Source organism: Acinetobacter sp. G18, from assembly GCF_052660225.1.
This window is the reverse complement of record NZ_CP109658.1, coordinates 3,429,208-3,447,224: the sequence shown is the minus strand read 5'-3', so window position 1 is coordinate 3,447,224 and position 18,017 is coordinate 3,429,208. Positions and strand designations below refer to the sequence as shown.

At 40.0% G+C, this 18,017-nt stretch carries 14 protein-coding genes and 2 tRNA genes; 7 read left to right on the top strand and 9 right to left on the bottom strand.

Annotation, left to right across the window (positions count from 1 at the left end; genetic code table 11):
* Nucleotides 1–4 precede the first annotated feature (4 nt).
* Both abeM and NE363_RS16285 read right to left on the bottom strand, forming a co-directional pair.
* Nucleotides 5–1,351 (bottom strand): multidrug efflux MATE transporter AbeM, encoded by a 1,347-nt coding sequence (abeM, locus tag NE363_RS16290; RefSeq protein ID WP_445535466.1) that lies wholly within the window; start codon nucleotides 1,349–1,351, stop codon nucleotides 5–7.
* 32 nt (nucleotides 1,352–1,383) lie between these two features.
* The gene (locus tag NE363_RS16285) at nucleotides 1,384–1,845 is read right to left on the bottom strand and encodes a DMT family transporter (protein ID WP_004698953.1); all 462 of its coding nucleotides are present in this window, start codon (nucleotides 1,843–1,845) and stop codon (nucleotides 1,384–1,386) included.
* A 117-nt stretch (nucleotides 1,846–1,962) separates the two neighbouring features.
* Here NE363_RS16285 and hemW point away from each other — a divergent pair, with 117 nt between their 5' ends.
* Nucleotides 1,963–3,117, top strand: a complete 1,155-nt coding sequence (gene hemW, locus NE363_RS16280) for a radical SAM family heme chaperone HemW (protein WP_445535465.1) — start codon at nucleotides 1,963–1,965, stop codon at nucleotides 3,115–3,117.
* A gap of 50 nt (nucleotides 3,118–3,167) precedes the next feature.
* Here hemW and NE363_RS16275 read toward each other — a convergent pair whose 3' ends face one another.
* Nucleotides 3,168–3,923, bottom strand: coding sequence for an SDR family oxidoreductase (locus tag NE363_RS16275; RefSeq protein WP_445535464.1), 756 nt, complete (start codon nucleotides 3,921–3,923; stop codon nucleotides 3,168–3,170).
* A 113-nt stretch (nucleotides 3,924–4,036) separates the two neighbouring features.
* Here NE363_RS16275 and NE363_RS16270 point away from each other — a divergent pair, with 113 nt between their 5' ends.
* On the top strand, nucleotides 4,037–4,933 hold the full coding sequence (locus NE363_RS16270) for a LysR family transcriptional regulator (protein WP_445535463.1): 897 nt from the start codon (nucleotides 4,037–4,039) through the stop codon (nucleotides 4,931–4,933).
* A 65-nt stretch (nucleotides 4,934–4,998) separates the two neighbouring features.
* Here the strand turns inward: NE363_RS16270 and NE363_RS16265 are convergent.
* The 4 genes from NE363_RS16265 to NE363_RS16250 form a co-directional block, all read right to left on the bottom strand.
* Nucleotides 4,999–5,074, bottom strand: a tRNA-Lys gene (locus NE363_RS16265).
* A gap of 22 nt (nucleotides 5,075–5,096) precedes the next feature.
* Nucleotides 5,097–5,172 (bottom strand) — tRNA-Lys (locus NE363_RS16260).
* 120 nt (nucleotides 5,173–5,292) lie between these two features.
* A complete protein-coding gene (locus NE363_RS16255) occupies nucleotides 5,293–7,134 on the bottom strand; it encodes a long-chain-acyl-CoA synthetase (protein ID WP_019458010.1) in 1,842 nt (613 codons plus the stop codon).
* A gap of 192 nt (nucleotides 7,135–7,326) precedes the next feature.
* Nucleotides 7,327–10,641, bottom strand: a complete 3,315-nt coding sequence (locus tag NE363_RS16250) for an Rne/Rng family ribonuclease (RefSeq protein WP_445535462.1) — start codon at nucleotides 10,639–10,641, stop codon at nucleotides 7,327–7,329.
* A gap of 722 nt (nucleotides 10,642–11,363) precedes the next feature.
* Here NE363_RS16250 and NE363_RS16245 point away from each other — a divergent pair.
* The 4 genes from NE363_RS16245 to NE363_RS16230 all read left to right on the top strand — a co-directional run bounded on the left by NE363_RS16245 (nucleotide 11,364) and on the right by NE363_RS16230 (nucleotide 14,388).
* Entirely contained in the window at nucleotides 11,364–12,296 is a 933-nt protein-coding gene (locus NE363_RS16245; protein WP_445535461.1) for an RluA family pseudouridine synthase, read from the top strand.
* A complete protein-coding gene (locus tag NE363_RS16240; protein WP_174738958.1) occupies nucleotides 12,293–12,967 on the top strand; it encodes an HAD-IA family hydrolase in 675 nt (224 codons plus the stop codon). The genes NE363_RS16245 and NE363_RS16240 overlap by 4 nt, the downstream gene beginning before the upstream one ends.
* Before the next feature lie 70 nt (nucleotides 12,968–13,037).
* Nucleotides 13,038–13,733, top strand: coding sequence for a helix-turn-helix transcriptional regulator (locus NE363_RS16235; protein ID WP_086495917.1), 696 nt, complete (start codon nucleotides 13,038–13,040; stop codon nucleotides 13,731–13,733).
* A 49-nt stretch (nucleotides 13,734–13,782) separates the two neighbouring features.
* Nucleotides 13,783–14,388 carry a glutathione S-transferase family protein gene (locus tag NE363_RS16230; protein WP_107972849.1) on the top strand — a complete coding sequence of 202 codons (606 nt, stop codon included), beginning with the start codon at nucleotides 13,783–13,785 and terminating at the stop codon, nucleotides 14,386–14,388.
* A gap of 58 nt (nucleotides 14,389–14,446) precedes the next feature.
* Here the strand turns inward: NE363_RS16230 and NE363_RS16225 are convergent, their stop codons facing one another.
* Both NE363_RS16225 and hcaR read right to left on the bottom strand, forming a co-directional pair.
* Nucleotides 14,447–15,124 carry a DUF1345 domain-containing protein gene (locus tag NE363_RS16225; RefSeq protein WP_004698937.1) on the bottom strand — a complete coding sequence of 226 codons (678 nt, stop codon included), beginning with the start codon at nucleotides 15,122–15,124 and terminating at the stop codon, nucleotides 14,447–14,449.
* A gap of 242 nt (nucleotides 15,125–15,366) precedes the next feature.
* Entirely contained in the window at nucleotides 15,367–16,266 is a 900-nt protein-coding gene (gene hcaR / locus NE363_RS16220) for a DNA-binding transcriptional regulator HcaR (RefSeq protein WP_019458017.1), read from the bottom strand.
* A 692-nt stretch (nucleotides 16,267–16,958) separates the two neighbouring features.
* Between hcaR and NE363_RS16215 the strand changes: the two genes are divergently transcribed.
* Nucleotides 16,959–18,011 carry an MBL fold metallo-hydrolase gene (locus NE363_RS16215; protein ID WP_191000768.1) on the top strand — a complete coding sequence of 351 codons (1,053 nt, stop codon included), beginning with the start codon at nucleotides 16,959–16,961 and terminating at the stop codon, nucleotides 18,009–18,011.
* Nucleotides 18,012–18,017 lie beyond the last annotated feature (6 nt).

The window sequence follows — 18,017 nt, the reverse complement described above, 5'->3', positions numbered from 1 at the left end:
TTTATTAGGTTTGACTTAATCGTTTGGTGTTTAAATAAAGCCGCGAGAGCAGTAAAACACAGGCAATGCTTAAGCCAATAATTAAACCTAGCCATACGCCAGCTACGCCCCAATGGGTATAACGTGCCAAATAAAGCCCGATTGGAAAAGCAATTACCCAATACGCCATTAAGGTGATCCACATCGGCGCTTGGGTGTCTTGCATACCCCTTAAACAGCCAGCAGCACTGACCTGTAGAGCATCCATTAACTGATAACCCATTGCAAACCAGAGTAAATACATCGCAACAGGCACAACATTTATATCTTGAGTATAAACCGAGACAATTTGTTCACGGCCTAGAGCAATAAATGACATGGTCAATAGAGCAAAAAATACTGCTGTGCTCAAACCAATTTTTTGCACTTGGTACATGGAAGCCCAGTTCTTTTCGCCATAATACGTTCCCACGCGAATGGTTAAGGCAATCGCAAGTGAAAGCGGAATCATAAACAGCACCGAAGTAACAGAAATTGCCACTTGATGCGCGGCAATAAATACTTCACCCAGTGGACTAAGCACCAATGCCCCTGTACTAAAAATACTTACTTCAAAGAACACCGCTAAACCAATTGGCAGACCAAGCTGTAAGATTCTTTTAACCCAAGTCAGGTTAATTTTATCAAATCTGCTAAAAATAGACGTATTTCTATAAGCTGAAGCTTTATAAATATAGCCAGCTAAAGTAATCAGCATGAGCCATTGTAAAATGGATGTTGCAAAGCCACAGCCTGCGCTACCTAAAGCAGGAATTGGCCCTAAGCCATGCATGAAAATCATGTTTAGAGGGATTAAAACCACTAAGGCCAATAAGCTAATCGCTGTTACAGGGCGTGGGTGGCCTAAAGCTTCTGAATAGCCACGTAGCGCTGCGTACATGGTGACGGCTGGCATACCTAACCCAATGGTATGTAAGAATAAGCTTGCTTTAGGTCGTAAGCTTTCTGGAACACCAAACACGTGTAAGAAAAAAGGCATAAGCTGCAAAATGAGCATAGCCATTACACCTAAAATAATGGCAACCCATAATGACTGACGGACAATGACAGGAATTTGTTCTGTATTTCTAGCGCCTTTTGCCTCTGCAACTAGCGGTGTAGTGGCAATCATGATCCCGCTAAAAAGGAGCATAATAGGAATCCATAGACCTACACCTACTGCAATAGCAGCTAAGTCGGCTGCAGATAAATGCCCTGCCATAATGGTGTCAATTAATCCGAACCCTGCTTGAGCAAACTGCGTAATTAAAATAGGTAGCATTAAATGGAAGAGTTGTTTTAATTCAGTCCGAAACGACGTGACATTCGACACAAAAGATACTCTTTATAAATATAAAAATGAAACTAGCGCTGTAGGGTGAGTAACACACCAACAAAGATCACCACTCCACCTAGGAACCGTTGCCATGTAACAGGAGTTTTGTCTGTACCTAACCATCCAAAATGGTCAAGCAACATAGAAATAACCAATTGTCCAAAAACGACTAGCCCTGTAAAGGTTAAAAAACCAAGCTTAGGTGCAGTATAAATGCTCATGCTGATTGCATAAACCCCAAGGAATCCCCCGGTCCAAAGAAGCCATGGAATATTAGATATTTCACTTAAAGTGGGTTTTTCGGCACTTTGGAAGAACACCATAATGGCTAAAACAATAGTACCTATGAAAAATGATAATAATGCCGCTTGCAAAGGTGAGTGTAGTTGCTCACGAAGCTGAGCATTAATTGCAGTTTGAAAAGCCATGGCAACACCGATTCCCATAGCTAAGGGTAAGATCAGGAAAAGTTGACTAGAGAATTTCATCATTTTTATCAATATTTAAGTATGTTTAAAAACAGTCTAAAGCAATTAAGGTATGTTTTCATAAGCCCATTGATGCAGTCATGTTAAAATAGAAATATTGTGTAAATTGGACCTTGTTCCTTGGCTGTATTAAATCCTGCTTCTGTTCCGTTATCTTTATATATCCACATGCCTTGGTGCGTGCGTAAATGTCCTTATTGCGACTTTAACTCGCATGCCGTGCCTGATGGTGCGCTTTCGGCAGAACTCGAGCAAACTTATCTAAAAGCGTTGGTAGCCGACTTCGAAACTCAAGTTGAGATGGCCCAAGGACGTTCAATTCACAGTGTATTTATTGGGGGGGGAACGCCTTCACTTATTTCTGCCAAAGGCTATGCATGGCTATTTGAGCAGCTTAAGTCATTACTTAACTTTGAAGATGACTGTGAAGTTACCTTAGAAGCTAATCCAGGAACATTGGAACATGACCCGTTTGCAGGCTATTTAGAAGCGGGTATTAACCGTTTGTCGATTGGTGTACAGACTTTTAATACAGATCACTTGCAAAAGCTTGGGCGTATTCATTCAGCAAACAATGCTATGGATGCAATAGAGCAGGCACGACAAGCAGGCTTTAAGCGAGTTAATGTCGATTTAATGCATGGTCTGCCTGAGCAAACGTTAGAACAAGCACTTTATGACTTAAAGATGGCTGTAGAGCATGGTGCGACACATATCAGTTGGTATCAACTTACCATTGAGCCAAATACCGTATTTTTCCGAACCCAGCCTGTTTTACCTCAAGATGAGGTATTAGAAGATATTCAAGAGCAAGGCGAAGCATATTTAAAAGCAAATGGCTTTGTAAACTATGAAGTGTCGGCTTGGCGTAAAGAACAACCTTCAGCCCATAATTTGAATTATTGGGAGTTTGGTGATTATCTTGCGATTGGTGCAGGTGCGCATGGCAAAGTAACACAGCCAGATGGTGTGTACCGTTTCCAAAAGACCCGTTTACCGAAAGATTACTTGGCAAAGGTTCCAGCCGAACATTTGCAAATGAAAAAGATTGAGGCAGATGAGCTACCTTTTGAGTTTATGATGAATGCCTTACGCTTAAATGATGGGGTAAACGCTGACTTATACGAACAGCGTACTGGTTTCAGTTTAGATGATTTAAATGATGTGCTTACTTCATTACGGGGAAGGAAACTTCTGGTAGAGGATAGTGCTCGTTTGGCTTGTACAGAGCAAGGACATATTTTCTTAAATTCGGTACTAGAAGAGTTTTTATAATCCAATAGTCCTAAAGAAAAGCCGCACAATGAGATGCGGCTTTTTTAATTTTAGCGGGTGGTATAACCGCCATTTGCGAAAATGGTTTGGCCTGTAATCCACCAGCCGTGGGTGACTAAGAAGCGAACTAAAGGTTCGATATCTTCAATTTTAGTAAGTCCACCTAGAGCTGAAGCCGATTTATGGTAAGCGACTGCTTCGGCAGACTCCTGACCATAAAAGAAAGGTGTATCCATGGGGCCGGGTGCAACAGCAGTCACAGAAATTTGGCGATCTCCAAATTCTTTCGATGCAGCGCGAGTGTAATGCTCAACAGGTGCTTTTAAACCTTCGTAGGTTGAATAGAGACCCGTGTAGGCTGCCAGAAGAGAAGTCACGATTGAACAGATTTTTCCGCCGTCATTTAAATGACGACCTGCCGATTGAATAAAGAAATAGGCAATTTTTGAGTTGATATCGCTCATGCTATCAAACTCTTGTTCTGTGGTTTCTAAAAATGATTTCTTTAAAACCTTTCCAACTGTATTAATGGCAATATCAATTCCACCAAAATGCTGTTTGGTATCTACAAAAAGTTTTTCGATGTTATCGATATGAGTTAGATCTGCCTGAATTAAAACAGCATCTACACCGTATGCTTTTACATCTGCGAGTGTTTGCTCTGCATCCGCTTGTGTTTCTGAACTATTGTAGTGAATTGCGATTTTTGCGCCTTGTTCTGCAAATTTACGGCTAATGAGTCCACCTAAGTTTTTTGCACCGCCAGTAATCAGTACAACTTTATCTTTAAGTGTATGAGTTGCCATGATGGTTATTCCTATGATGACTTGTTCTAATGTGTTTTTAGTCTAGATTGGCGGTAATTTTTGATCAATTATGCTAGTTTGGTTTAACTATTCAGAAAATACGAACAATTAAAATGGATCGGTTGCAGCAATTTTTTATTTTTACAGAAGTCGCTAAACGGCAAAGCTTTAGTGAAGTGGCACATCGACTCAATCTACCTCGCTCAACGGTAACCAGCGCCATTCAACAACTTGAAACTCATTATGCCGTACGTTTATTTCACCGCACCACCCGTAAAGTAAGCCTGACGCAAGATGGACAGCGAATATTGCCAGAGTGTCAAAACTTGTTATTTGACTATGAACAATTAGAACAACTCATTCAGACGCAAAAACAGCATTATCGCGGCACATTAAAAATTTCAATGCCCAGTCGTATCGTGCATCAAGTGATTATTCCTGAGCTGTCAGATTTTTATCATCGTTATCCAGATATTCATTTGCAGCTCAATAGTTCTGATGACATGACTGACTTAATTGAAAAGGGGATTGACTGTGTTGTTCGGGTAGGTGAGTTAGATAGCAGCAGTTTAATTGCAAGATTGATTGGTCATTTGGTCATGGTGAACTGTGCAAGCCCCCATTACTTAGAACAGTACGGTACGCCTGAACAATTAGAAGATCTATCACAGCACAAACTGATTAACTACGCGGGAGCTGTAGGAGAAAAACAGGGCGTATTTTTACATCAAGATGGAACAGTGATGATGGATAGCGCTTTAAGTGTAAATAATACTGAAGCTTATATTGCGGCAGCTAATGCGGGTTTGGGGATTATTCAACTTCCATACTATGATGTTCAAGATAAGATTGAGCAGGGAGTGTTGGTTGAGGTGCTTAGTGCTTATAGTGCACCATCACTTCCACTTAACATTTTATATCCCAACAGAAGCTATATTCCAAAACGATTAGAAGTTTTTATGAATTGGGTGGGAGAGGTTTTAAATCGCAAATGCATCGTCATCTTTTAGTCATAAAAAGAAAATAAGATAACAATAAAAAAAGCCTCTCAAATTGTGAGAGGCTTTTTAGAATTTGGTGGGTCGTCCGCGACTCGAACGCGGGACCAACGGATTAAAAGTCCGCTGCTCTACCAACTGAGCTAACGACCCAAATAGGTTCAAAACAGATAAGTGGTGGGTCGTCCGCGACTCGAACGCGGGACCAACGGATTAAAAGTCCGCTGCTCTACCAACTGAGCTAACGACCCGTATCGTTTTGATGTCGCGTATTTTAGCAAGTTATTCAACTAACACAAGAGGAAATTTAAAAACATTTGCATGATTGCCTATAAAAAGCACGATTTCCTCTTGTTTAGCTAAAAAATGAACTAAAAACGGTATTTATATGCCTGAATGTTGTCAAAAATTTCAGTTGTGATGTCACAGTAACTGTTTGCACCAGGCAATAAAGCGAGTAAACGCTCAGAAGTTTTGCTCGGATTAAACGCATCTTCTTTCAGTTTATTCTTCTGATATTTAAAAGTACCTGTTGTTTCGACCTTTTTTTGTACACGTAAAAACACCGGTACGGCATAAGCAGGCAAGCACTTCTTAAAGACAGACACCATTTCGGTTAAATCTGCGTCATTTAACTCTTCACCATCTGCCAGCGTGATGGCTGCCATACCAGCACGACCATTGGTATTTGGAATTTCTACACCATAAACGACAGCTTCAGCAATTTTTTCGTATTCGCATACCATGTTTTCCACTTCAGTGGTGGATACGTTTTCACCTTTCCAGCGGAAAGTGTCGCCTAGACGGTCCACAAACTGAGCATGACGGAAACCAATATCTCGAACTAAATCACCTGTGTTGAAATAAGAGTCGCCTTTTTTGAAAACATCTTTCCAAATTACAGATTTGTTCTTTTCAGGGTCTGTATAACCGTCAAATGGAGAGCGGCTAGTAATTTTTCCAACTAGCAGGCCAACCTCACCTGCTTTAACTTTTTGACACCAGCCGTTTTTGTCGCGGATAGGCTCATTTTTCTCTTTATCGAACTGAACAATGGCATATGGTGTAGGAGAGAAGCCAACCGTATTGTCAAAGTTGAAAATATTGCTAAACCCAACGTTACCTTCGCTCGATGCATAAAGCTCAAGAACTTCTTTAACGCCGAAACGTTGTTTGAACTTGTCCCAAATGTTTGGGCGCATGCCGTTACCGATCATTTTGGTGACACGGTGGTTACGGTCAAGTTCGGTAACTGGAGCATCCATTAGGTAACGGCAAAGTTCACCAACATAACCAATTGCAGACGCATTAAATTTTTGAACGTCTTTCCAGAATGCGCTAGTCGAATATTTACGTCGAATAGCAAGAGTAGAACTGCCTGCGATTACGCCACACCAGCAAACCACCACACCTGTTGCATGATAAAGTGGTAAGGTAACGTACATAACGTCATCTGGGCCTAAGTTTAAGATATGGCCATAAGTGCCATACGCTAATGTCCAGCGACTATGCTTGAAAATAACTGCCTTTGGTAAACCTGTTGTACCAGAGGTGTAGATATAGAATAGGCCATCATTACCCGTCACAGAACGAGTAGTCGATGGGTTAAATTTTGGAAATTGATCAATTTGTTCAGCTAGATTCGCATAACCTTGAGGTGCTTTACCTGCATTTTGACGTGTTGCTTGATCTGCAAACCAATGAAAACGGTCTTTAGGAACATTTAAATCTTGGCGAATTTCATCAATAGCTGCTCGAACTTCTTCACCCGCAATAACAGCAATTGGCTTTACGAGATTGATGCTATGCGCAAGAACCTTACCGACTTGAGATGTATTCACAAGTGCAATCGTGACACCAATTTTAGCCAAACCAACAATTGTTGCGATTAGCTCGGAGCGGTTTTCAATCATTACAGCAATGACGTCCCCTTTACGCGCTCCAATAGAAAGATAGTAATGAGAAATCTGGTTTGCCCATTCATTTAAAGCTTCATAAGAATAACTTTGATCTTCAAATAATAATGCCGTGCCTTTCGGATTCCGTTTAACAGCTTTTTCAAAAGCAATACCCAAACCTGTTGGAGTATGTGATGTTCTTAAATAAGCCTGTTTAAGACCATTTAGGATATGGGGTACTTTGGGAATGAAGCTAGGAAGTCTTGTGGCAACATCACCAAGAGTAATGATATCGGTCTGTGTTGTCTGGCTCATATCAATCCTATTTATTTTTCGATCAATCCAAAAAAGGTTGTGTGGGCAAAAAGTCCAATAGTTTTCATGGTTCACCATGCTTTTAAAACTTTTCTTCTAGTGCAATCAACCTAATTGGTTAAAAATAACAAAAAAAACCTAGTCATCGAAATGACTAGGTTTGTTTAAATTAGCTGCAATTGAGCAAATGGCTTACTCAGCTACAGGATTAGCTTTTTTGGGTGGACGGCCACGAGGGCGACGAGGACGGCTTGGTTTGTCCTTATCAGCTTTAGAATCTTCTGATTCACTCTCTGTCGGAGCTTCAGTTGACTCAGCAGCTTGTTCTTGAGCTGCTTTAGCTTTTGTCGCTGCTTTTGGCTGTTTCGCAATTGGAGCTTCTACTACAGCTTCAACTGGCGCTTCTTCTACGCTAGATGCCACCTCAGTTACTTGATCAAGCTCAAGCGGTTGTTGCTTTGATTCAACAGGCGCTTGTGTTTCAGCAACAGGAGCAACAACAGTTTCTTCTACTACAGGAGCAGGGGTAGCTACTTCCTCTTGAGTAGAGTGTTGTTGTTTCACTTGCTCAAATGCTTGCTCAGCAGCCAATTTTGCTAAACGGCGACGTTCACGTGGATCATTTGCAACACGTGGAGTCGGCGCTTGCGATGGAGTAAGCGGAAGCACTGGTGCTGGTTCTGCTTCTTCAGCTGGTTTATGGCTTGGAAGTTCTGCATCACGAGTTACCGGTTTTTTCTCTTCTGTTTCTGAAGTTACTTCAACCACCAAAGTACTTGCGTACTGTTCAGCAAACTTCTGCAATGCACGATTAAACGTTGGTACTAAACCAAATTGTTCAATTAACACAGTGCAGTCTTCGCCATATACGTGACGAATTAAGCTACCAATTGTGTATTGTGCCAAAGTTGGAATTTGCGATGGCGTAACAGTTGGAGTAGCTGCTTTAGCTTGTTTAGCTTCACGTTGCTGACGACGACGCATACGAGGATCGTTGCTAGCACGTTGGATTTGAGGCTGAGTAGCTTCTTTAGTTGGTTGCGCTTCTTTTGTTTCTGCAACAACAGCTTTCTCTTCTACAACTGGTGCAGGAGTTGGCTCTTGAGCAACTTCAACAGGAGCCGCTTCAACATGTTCAACCTTTTGTTCAGGCGTTAGCGCAACAATTTCGCTTTGACCTTGGTCAACGTTGATGATTAAAGCTGTGTTCATGACATCATGTTTAGGTGCGTCAATTACATCCACTTTAACTTGTTTTTCATCAACAACTACTGGTGCCGCTGGCGTATTTTGATTTTCATTTAATACGCTTGGATCGCGATGGCGATTTGGACGGTTTGGACGTTGTTGATTATTACGATCACGGCGTGGAACAACATTCTCAGTTTGTTGTACATCATTATTTTGATGTTGCTGATCTTGGTGTTGTTGACGCTTTTGCTGACGTTTTAATTCACGTTGCTCTTGGCGTGACAACTGAACCACTTCTTCATGAACTTGATGTTGTTGTTCATGAGCTTGGTGATGCTGTTCACGTTGCTCTTTATGTTTACGCTTTTTGTTGTTCTGACGTTGTTGTTGAGATCTATCATCTTTTTCAACATGTTCACGAACTTCTTGTTTCACAGGTGACTGTGAAATATAAGCATTATTTGACTGAACTGGCGCAACTTCTGCAACAGGAGGTACAGCCACTTGACCAAACTGACCACGGCTAACAGCACCAGTATTTACCATTTGCTCAATCGCAGCTGCGGCATTTTGTGCTGAACGAGATTGATCAACAGTTTGCGCTTGTTTTTGAACAAATAAGTTTTCTAACCATGCACAAGGACTTGCCGCTTTTTGAGCTACAGCTTGCTGTGCTACAGGTTGACTTGCTTGGTTTGCTTTTTTCTGAGCTGGAGCATTATTTGAAGTTTGAGCTGTTGCATGTGCATGCCCGTGATCTGCTTCTTCTAAATGCCATTCAGAAGACTCATAACCCAGCTCTTTTTCGCTTGAGCGAGTTGCTTCAGTACGTTCATAACTAGATGGAGCAAAACCGTCTGGGTTATAAGCAATTTCATAATGCGGAGTTTCTAAGTGCGGGTGAGGTAATACAGTGACGCGTACACCAGAAGTTTGCTCTAAATACACCAGACTATGGCGTTTTTCGTTAAGCAAGAAGGCTGCAATTTCAACTGGAACTTCAACCTGAACTTCACCATGACGTTCACGAAGAGCAATCTCTTCAACTTTACGCATGATTGAAAGAGAAAGCGAACGTAGGTCACGAACCATGCCTGTACCATGACAGCGAGGGCATACATAACCTGTTGCTTCTTCAAGCGATGGACGTAAGCGTTGACGGCTCATTTCCATTAAGCCAAAACGAGACAACTGACCGAACTGGATACGGGCACGATCGCTTTGGGTTGCTTCACGAAGTTTTGCTTCAACCATACGTTGGTTGCGTTCTTTAGTCATATCGATGAAGTCGATGACAACTAAACCGCCAATGTCACGAAGACGAAGTTGACGAGCAATTTCTTCTGCTGCTTCAAGGTTGGTATTTAGCGCAGTTTCTTCAACATCATGCCCGCGAGTTGATTTCGCAGAGTTAATGTCGATTGAAACTAAAGCTTCAGTCTGGTCAATCACGATTGAACCGCCAGATGGAAGTTTTACTTCACGCTCGTAAGCAGTTTGAATTTGGCTTTCAATACCAAAATGAGCAAACAATGGCTCATTTAAAGTATAAGTTTTTAATTTGTCTAATTGACGAGGCATGACTGCTTTAACAAAGTTATAAGCTTCGTTATAAGCTTGTTCGCTATCAATTAAGATTTCAGCAACGTCATCACGTAAGTAATCACGAATTGCGCGTGTTACAACACCAGCTTCTTGGTGAACAAGCATTGGAGAAGGGCCCGAGCTTGCTGTACTTTGAATTTGTGCCCAAAGGTCAAGTAAGTGCTGTAAATCAAGCTGTAATTCTTCTTGAGTACGGCCAATACCAGCAGTACGTACAATCACGCTCATGCCGCGAGGTACATTTAAAGAGGCTAAAATTTCTTTTAACTCTTCGCGTACTGAACCCGAAATTTGACGGCTGATACCGCCACCTTTAGGGTTATTTGGCATAAGAACTAAATAGCGACCTGCTAGAGAAATAAAAGTAGAAAGCGCTGCACCTTTATTGCCACGTTCTTCTTTTTCAACCTGAACTAAAAGCTCTGTGCCTTCAGTAATAAGTTCACGAATGTTTGAAGTCTGACGAGGATCTGCCTGGAAATAGCTATTCGCAATTTCACGCATAGACAAGAAGCCTTGACGACCTGCGCCGTATTCAACAAAAACAGCTTCTAATGAAGGTTCTACGCGGGTGACATGGCCTTTATAGATATTGGATTTTTTCTGTTCTCGGGTACGATTCTCTAAATCAAAATCGTAAAGACGATTACCAGTGATAAGTGCAACGCGAACTTCTTCGGCGTGAGTTGCATTAATCAACATACGTTTCATGGGTGTGACACCTAATAGTGACTCACACAAACAAACCAAACAAACTTAAAGGTTCTGAACGAACATCGAACATGACGGATCATTTCCCAGATCTCAAAATACTTGTGGTCTGAGTCATCTGTTACCGGCTACATTTAGCCTTAGCTTCGATTCTCGTCTGTGATGTAGGCAATACTGCTTCAACCTTTAAATCGGAATTCCTTTTTGCTTCACTGGCGGGTGAGCGGTGCATTGGTTAATGACTTTCACTGTCATTGGCCGCGAAGTGACTTCTTTATTGGAAGTTTGATACGGAATGCTCATCGTATCGGTGCTTTCGGCAGTTCCAATGCATCAACGCTTTAGCCTGAAGGCAACATTAAGGATCGATTTGTCTGATGTGTATCAGTTTACGTTCCATAACCAACTAGAGTTGGTAACATATTTTTTTGAACAAACTGAATTAAACGCAACAGTTTGTCATTTTGCCGATATAATAAGCCTTCGGCGTCGGCATAATTCTTTAGGACCAATCCGAGCTGGTGATGAAAGCATCATTTTGATTGAGGTTTCAATCAGGGAAAATTCCCATTAGATGTTCACTTACGGCGGTATCCGTGCGCTGACTATATCAAACCTTGCAGCATCTGCCTATGGGCTAAGCTTAGATTTCTTGTGAAAAAACTAAGCTAATCGGTCATTTATTAATCAAATTTCGTAAAATTTCAGGTTTAAATATTAGTATGAATTCTACACAGCAATGGCAAAGTGTCACTTGGTTTGAGGTGGATGAGCATCAAGCAGGACAACGAATCGATAATTTCCTGTTTTCACGTTTAAAGGGTGTACCAAAGAGTCGAATTTATCGTTTGATTCGTGAAGGTCAGGTTCGCGTAAATAAAAAACGTATTAAAGCCGAGACCAAACTCGCAATTGGAGATCAAATTCGTGTTGCGCCTATTCGCTATGAACAAAAAGATGAAACAGCTGTTCCTGTAAGTGATGGTGTGGCACAAAGTTTGTTAAGCCGTGTGGTTTACGAAGATGAAGGTCTATTAGTTGTAAATAAACCATCTGGTATTGCTGTACATGGCGGCAGTGGTGTGGCTTATGGTTTGATTGAGGCACTACGTGCGGCGACAGGCAAAAAATATTTAGAACTCATTCACCGTATTGACCGTGATACTTCTGGTCTAGTCATGATCAGTAAAAAACGTAGCACTTTAAAGTTGCTACAAGATATGTTGCGTGAACACAAAATTCGTAAGACCTATGCAGCTATTGTAAAAGGTCGGGTAAGTCTTGATAAGCAACTCATTGATGCTCCTTTATTCCGCTATGAGTTAGCCAATGGCGAGCGTCGTGTACGTGTATCTAAAGAAGGTAAACCAAGTAAAACTGAATGGGTGGTTGCAGAGCGCTTTAAAAATGCCACGTTGGTTCATGCTTCACCTTTATCAGGCCGCACACATCAAATTCGTGTACATGGTTTAAGCATTGGACACCCTTTGATTGGTGATGATAAATACGGGCACAACACAGCTTATGCAGGCCCTGAAGCACGCCGTTTGTGTTTACATGCGATGCGTTTAGATATTCCGGGTTATCCGACGATTGAAGCGCCTTTACCAGAAGACATGACCCAGTTACTAGATGCTTTGAGAGTAGCAAAATGAGTCTGAAAACCGAATTAGTGATTTTTGACTGGGATGGTACTTTATATAATTCTGTTGGCCAGATTGTTGCAAGTTTACAGCATGCGGCAGAGCAGCATGAGTTAACTCTGACTGATGAAGCTGCAAAAAGTATTATCGGTTTAGGTTTACCGGAAGTGATGCAAACTTTGTTTCCGGAAGCGCCCGAGCTACATGAATCGATTTTAAAAGCATATGGCGATCACTATATTGCGAACTCGACTAGTGATGCATGGTTTGAGGGTGTTTCTGAACTACTCCATGATTTAAAAGCCCAAGGTTTAAAGCTTGCCGTAGCGACAGGTAAAAACCGTCGTGGATTAGACCGTGTGATTGCAAAAACACAAAGTACTCATCTTTTTGATGTTACTCGTGCAGCTAATGAAACTCGATCAAAACCAGATCCACTCATGTTGCAAGAAATATTAACAGTCACTGGGGTGAGTGTTGAGCGTGCAGTCATGATTGGTGATAGTAGCTATGATCTTGAGATGGCGCAGCGTTTAGGGATGCCACGTATTGGTGTAGGCTATGGTGTGCATTCGATTGAAGTATTACAACAGTTCCAGCCTTTAACGATTGCTAAAGATGTACCTGAGCTACATAACTTTTTAAAAGAGTACGCAAAGTTATCTAATGCAGATGTAGCGTAATTTAGAATGATATAAGAAGGGGGAATTTATTCCCTCTTATTGTATGTCCAATAACAATAAGACGAGAAAAATGAGCCGTTCTATTCGTTTATTAAATCTTTTACAACAACTTCGTGAATTCCGTTATCCAGTTACTGCCCAAGTCTTGGCTGAACGTATGGGAATTAGTGTTCGTAGTATTTACCGTGATATTGATAGTCTACGTGCACAAGGTGTGAGAATCGATGCATCGGCAGGTTTAGGGTTTCAGCTTAAAGAAGACATTGTATTACCACCAATGACACTCAATGAAGATGAAGTTGAAGCTATTTTTTTGGCACTGTATTGGTTAAAGAGTGTGCCTGACCAGTCTTTACAATCATCATCTACATCCATCTTAGCTAAATTAAATTCTGTTTTGCCTGAGCATCGCCAATATTTATTACAGCAAACGACCCTAAGAGCGTTTAACACATGGCTGCCTGTAGATGAAAATCGAGTCGAACAAGTGAGGTTAGCTATTCGGCAGCAAGTCAAAATTTCGATGCATTATCATGATGAACAACAGCGAAGTAGTGTTCGAACGTTGTGGCCTTTTGCTTTGGGATATTTTAATGACAAAATTGTGTTGGCCGCATGGTGTGAACTACGACACGACTTTCGACATTTTAGAATGGATCGTATTCAACACTTAAGTTTAACCCAAGAGTTATATCCATCATTTAAACAACAACTGTTCCAGCAATGGTGGGCGCAAGAATCGCAAAAGACTACTGACAAAAACTGACAAAAGACCCTTGTACACTAGCATCACGATAAACAAGGAGCCATAAAAAATGAGCCTTAAACTTTATACTAACAAAGAATCGCGTGGTGTGGTTGTCGACTGGCTTTTAGTCGAGCTTGGTGTTGAATGTGAACGTATTGAAGTCGAATACAAGACTGAGATGAAATCACCAGAATATTTAAAACTTAATCCTTTTGGAAAAGTACCTGTATTGGTAGATGGCGATGTGGTTATTTATGAGTTGGGGGCAATTTGTGCATATCTAGCCGACAAGTTTAGTGACAAAGGTTTAGCACCAGCCTTGAATGATCCAAAGCGTGGTTTGTACTACCGTTGGTTGTTTATGATGGCAGGTCCTTGGGAAGCTGCTGGCGTTGATAAAGCTCTAGGAATAGAAGTAACACCTGAGCAAAAAATGTTTGTTGGTTATGGTGATTACAACGATGCCTACCAAGCTTTAGTTGAAGGATTAAATGAAGCCAATCCATATTTATGTGGTGAACAGTTTACGGCAGCAGATGTAAGTGTTGGCGCAATGCTGTTATGGCAATTGAAAATGAACGCGATTGAATCACACCCTACCATTACACGTTATGTTGAAACGATTAAGCAACGTGAAGGCTTAAAACAAAGTAGCATGGGCGAGTTACTGTAAATTTATACTACTTCGAGCCACCCTTTACGGTGGCTTACTTTTTTTTAAACCAAGCGTTTTAGTTACTGATAAAACCAGCAGCCACGTTAATACAAATTGCTAAAATTGTTGTGTTAAAGCCAAATGCCAGCACGAAATGAAATAAGTTGAGCAAACGCATATGCCTAGTCGTGACCGATACATCTGCTGTTTGTGCTGAAGTACCAATAATATAACTAAAATATAAGAAGTCGGGATAAGTTGGATTTTTTGTGCCTGGGAACTCTAATCCGCCACTTTCTTCATTTCTCGATAAAGCCATATAAAAGTCATGTGCATAATGCAAGGCGAAAACTGTGTGCATAAAAAGCCATGCTGAAACAATCGTAAGTAAAGCTAAAGCAACGTGTCCTAATTTTGCATAATGGTCAGAAGGAAGCTGGGACAACTGTACTAAAATAGCAACTAAACACATAGAAATTGCCAGTAAAACAATCAGCATAATCACCCATTTGCTTTCATCTTGTTTTTTAGCTTGTTGCTGCATTTGAGAGTGATCTGCATTTTTCATTAGTTTGAAAACATGCAATAAATATAAGCCAATCGAACCATTCCAGCTGACTAATAAAATAGTAGACCATTTCCATGAGGTGAACCAAGTCAATAAAGTTCCGGCAATAACTCCCACAAATAAAGCAATAAAGAAGTGAGGTCGATTTCGCACGCTACGACCCAAATGCTTTAATAGTGCTACCATTTACTCGACACTCCATATGCTCTAATAAATATTTTTTACTGTTTGGTTAATTTAACATTAAGTTTTATATATGCTTTATGCTTATTAATAATATTTTATAAATTAAAGATAATATATTTATCGAAAATTAAATTACTTCATTAAAGTATAAAATAAATATTAAATGCATTTATTTTATACTTTAATTTAGATTTTCTAACTAATTTATTATTTAAGAGTAAAAGTAGATTTAACTTTGGTGTTTAATCTTGATTCTTATCAAGATGAAATACTTTATTGAGCTGATCAATAAATCTTTTAACACCAACAGATTGTGTATTTTTACGATAACTCACAAATAAATCTAAAGAAGGTAATTCAACATCTAGTGGACGAACCACTGTGTTAGCAACGCCTAGCGGAGCAATATAGGCTGGTAAAATCGTGCATCCTAGTCCAGATCCAGCAGAATTAATGTTAAGTAAAATACTATCTGCCTTTTGTACAATATTGAGGTCAATATTATAAGTTTTAGTAAACTCTAAAATAGTATTGTGCAGGGTGCTAGATTGTTCAGCAGCAGGAATAATGAAATCAATACCATTTAACGCTTTTACGGGGATACGTTCGTATTTGGCGAGGGGATGATTTCTTGGTAATAGAAAAATTAGAGGTTCTGTTAAAACAAATTGGCTTTGAATTTCATCAGTTTCAGTATTGTCACGAGTAAAGGTGATATCGAGTTCACCTCTTTTTAAGGCTTTGAGTTGCTCCGTATTGTTTAAGCTTGATAGTTCAATCGTAAGGTCTGGGTGTTGTAAGCGAAGATTTGGCAGTACATAGGGGAAAATTTTCATTTCTGCAATGGGGACGAAACCAATGCGTAATAGCTGTTGTTTAGCCTTCGAGACTTGGCGTGCCAAAGCGACTGCCTTATCAGCTTGGGCTAGTGTTAAACGAGCATGTTCTAAAAATACTTCACCTTCTTCTGTTAATTCGACTTTACGTTTTGTGCGATTTAAAAGTCGTACTCCGACATCTTCTTCTAAATCTTTAATTTGTTGGCTAAGGGAGGGTTGCGCGGTATAGAGTTTGAGAGCGGCCTTACTAAAATTTAATTCTTCAGCAACAGTGATGAAATATCGAAGATGGCGTAATTCCATAAGACTAATCCAAAAAATGTCTTACTATGATTTAAGTAAAGTATAAAGCATAAAAGTATATAGCGTGAAGATGCTTTAGATATTTATAAAATAAATGAAAATTTATAAATCATTATTAATTTAATATGAAAAATTTTTTAATTATTAATTTATAAAATATATTAATCCAGCTTCACAATCAAATTTATTTTAAATTCTAGTCATAAATTTTAATTACTCTTGAAAAATAATATGTAATTTTCTCATATTATGAAAAAGACTATTATTTGTAGAGGCTTTGATAGAAGGAAATCTTTGTATAGTTGTGTATCAATAGTATTTTGTTAATAAATGTATCGCTTGTATGTTGCTGTATTTTCCGATTTTATGCATATCAAAAAAGTCAGCAATTTTATAAAAATTGATTAACTGAGATAAAAACAATTCCTCCTTTCGTTATAGGTGGCTTATTATATAGGATTGTTATGTTATACAGTAGCCTTTAATAAGCACTATAATTAATGAATCACAAAATCAACATATCTAGACATTCTTTTGTGGCAGTTTAGATTGATGTGTGTGGGTGGCGATGAAAATAAAAGGGATATTTATATGATAAATAAATGTAAGTTTCATAGCTTAATTTATTTAAATCGCTAAGATAGAAGACAGTATGATTCATCCTCTCGATGCTACAACCATAGAATAAGCCCATGAAAGACAAGCCGACATTAACGTATCAATTGCCGACTCAGTCCTGTTGGACGCATACTTGGATAAAGCCGCCTTTTTGCCATCCTGAATTGGGCCACGAAAAAGATACTCGTTTTTATAATCAGCAGCCTAGGTCACCAGCACGGGGATCGAAAGAGCTATTACGCTGGTTAGTTACCCGTGAATCTTATACATGGAATGTAAATATTCAACATGAATACGAAGCGCGCATTAATACACCAATTGCGTTGCCACAAAATCGCCCTCATGCGGACTTAGATGATTGGCAAGTTTGGTTTGTAGGTCACGCGACTGTACTTATTCAAATTGGACCATATAACTTTATTACTGACCCAGTATGGTGTGATTATGCGAGTCCACTGCATGGTCGTGGTCCACGCCGTGTATGTCCAGCAGGTTTTGCCTTGGAACAGTTGCCAACTATTCATGGAGTTTTACTGAGCCATAATCATTATGATCATATGGACTTGGCAACGCTTGAATGGCTACATAAAAAATTCGCAATGCCGATTTATACAGGGCTAGGTAACGGGTTTTACTTGCCTAAAGAGTTCCATGTCATTGAAATGGACTGGTGGCAGGAAATTCCTTATCACGAGTTAAGACTTGTTTATACACCTGCTCAGCATGGTTCGGGGCGTGGTTTACGTGACCAAAATAAAGCACTTTGGGGCGGCTTTTCGGTTTTAGCAAAAACAGGACATTGTTTTTTTGCTGGTGACACTGGCTATGCAGGGCACTTCAAACAGATACATGCACGTTATGGGGCACCGCGTGTTGCTTTACTTCCAATTGGAGCTTATGAACCTCGTAAACTAATGAGCTATGTTCATATGAATCCTCAAGACGCAGTCCATGCACATTTAGATTTACAAGCCCATCGTTCTGTTGCGATTCACTATCGAACCTTTCAGTTAACAGATGAAAATCGTGAAGATCCAGAGCATGCTTTAGCTCACGCTATTAAAGCTTCCTCAAAACTTGCTAATCCTTTTTATTGCATTCGAGAAGGGCATAAATTAACGGTTTAAAACCTT

Coding starts and splice junctions, on each gene's coding strand:
- NE363_RS16245 (WP_445535461.1), top strand. CDS start 11,364: ATGAATTCTACACAGCAATGGCAAAGTGTCACTTGGTTTGAGGTGGAT.
- NE363_RS16285 (WP_004698953.1), bottom strand. CDS start 1,845: ATGATGAAATTCTCTAGTCAACTTTTCCTGATCTTACCCTTAGCTATG.
- hcaR (WP_019458017.1), bottom strand. CDS start 16,266: ATGGAATTACGCCATCTTCGATATTTCATCACTGTTGCTGAAGAATTA.
- NE363_RS16250 (WP_445535462.1), bottom strand. CDS start 10,641: ATGAAACGTATGTTGATTAATGCAACTCACGCCGAAGAAGTTCGCGTT.
- NE363_RS16225 (WP_004698937.1), bottom strand. CDS start 15,124: ATGGTAGCACTATTAAAGCATTTGGGTCGTAGCGTGCGAAATCGACCT.
- NE363_RS16230 (WP_107972849.1), top strand. CDS start 13,783: ATGAGCCTTAAACTTTATACTAACAAAGAATCGCGTGGTGTGGTTGTC.
- NE363_RS16215 (WP_191000768.1), top strand. CDS start 16,959: ATGAAAGACAAGCCGACATTAACGTATCAATTGCCGACTCAGTCCTGT.
- NE363_RS16255 (WP_019458010.1), bottom strand. CDS start 7,134: ATGAGCCAGACAACACAGACCGATATCATTACTCTTGGTGATGTTGCC.
- NE363_RS16240 (WP_174738958.1), top strand. CDS start 12,293: ATGAGTCTGAAAACCGAATTAGTGATTTTTGACTGGGATGGTACTTTA.
- NE363_RS16235 (WP_086495917.1), top strand. CDS start 13,038: ATGAGCCGTTCTATTCGTTTATTAAATCTTTTACAACAACTTCGTGAA.
- NE363_RS16270 (WP_445535463.1), top strand. CDS start 4,037: ATGGATCGGTTGCAGCAATTTTTTATTTTTACAGAAGTCGCTAAACGG.
- NE363_RS16275 (WP_445535464.1), bottom strand. CDS start 3,923: ATGGCAACTCATACACTTAAAGATAAAGTTGTACTGATTACTGGCGGT.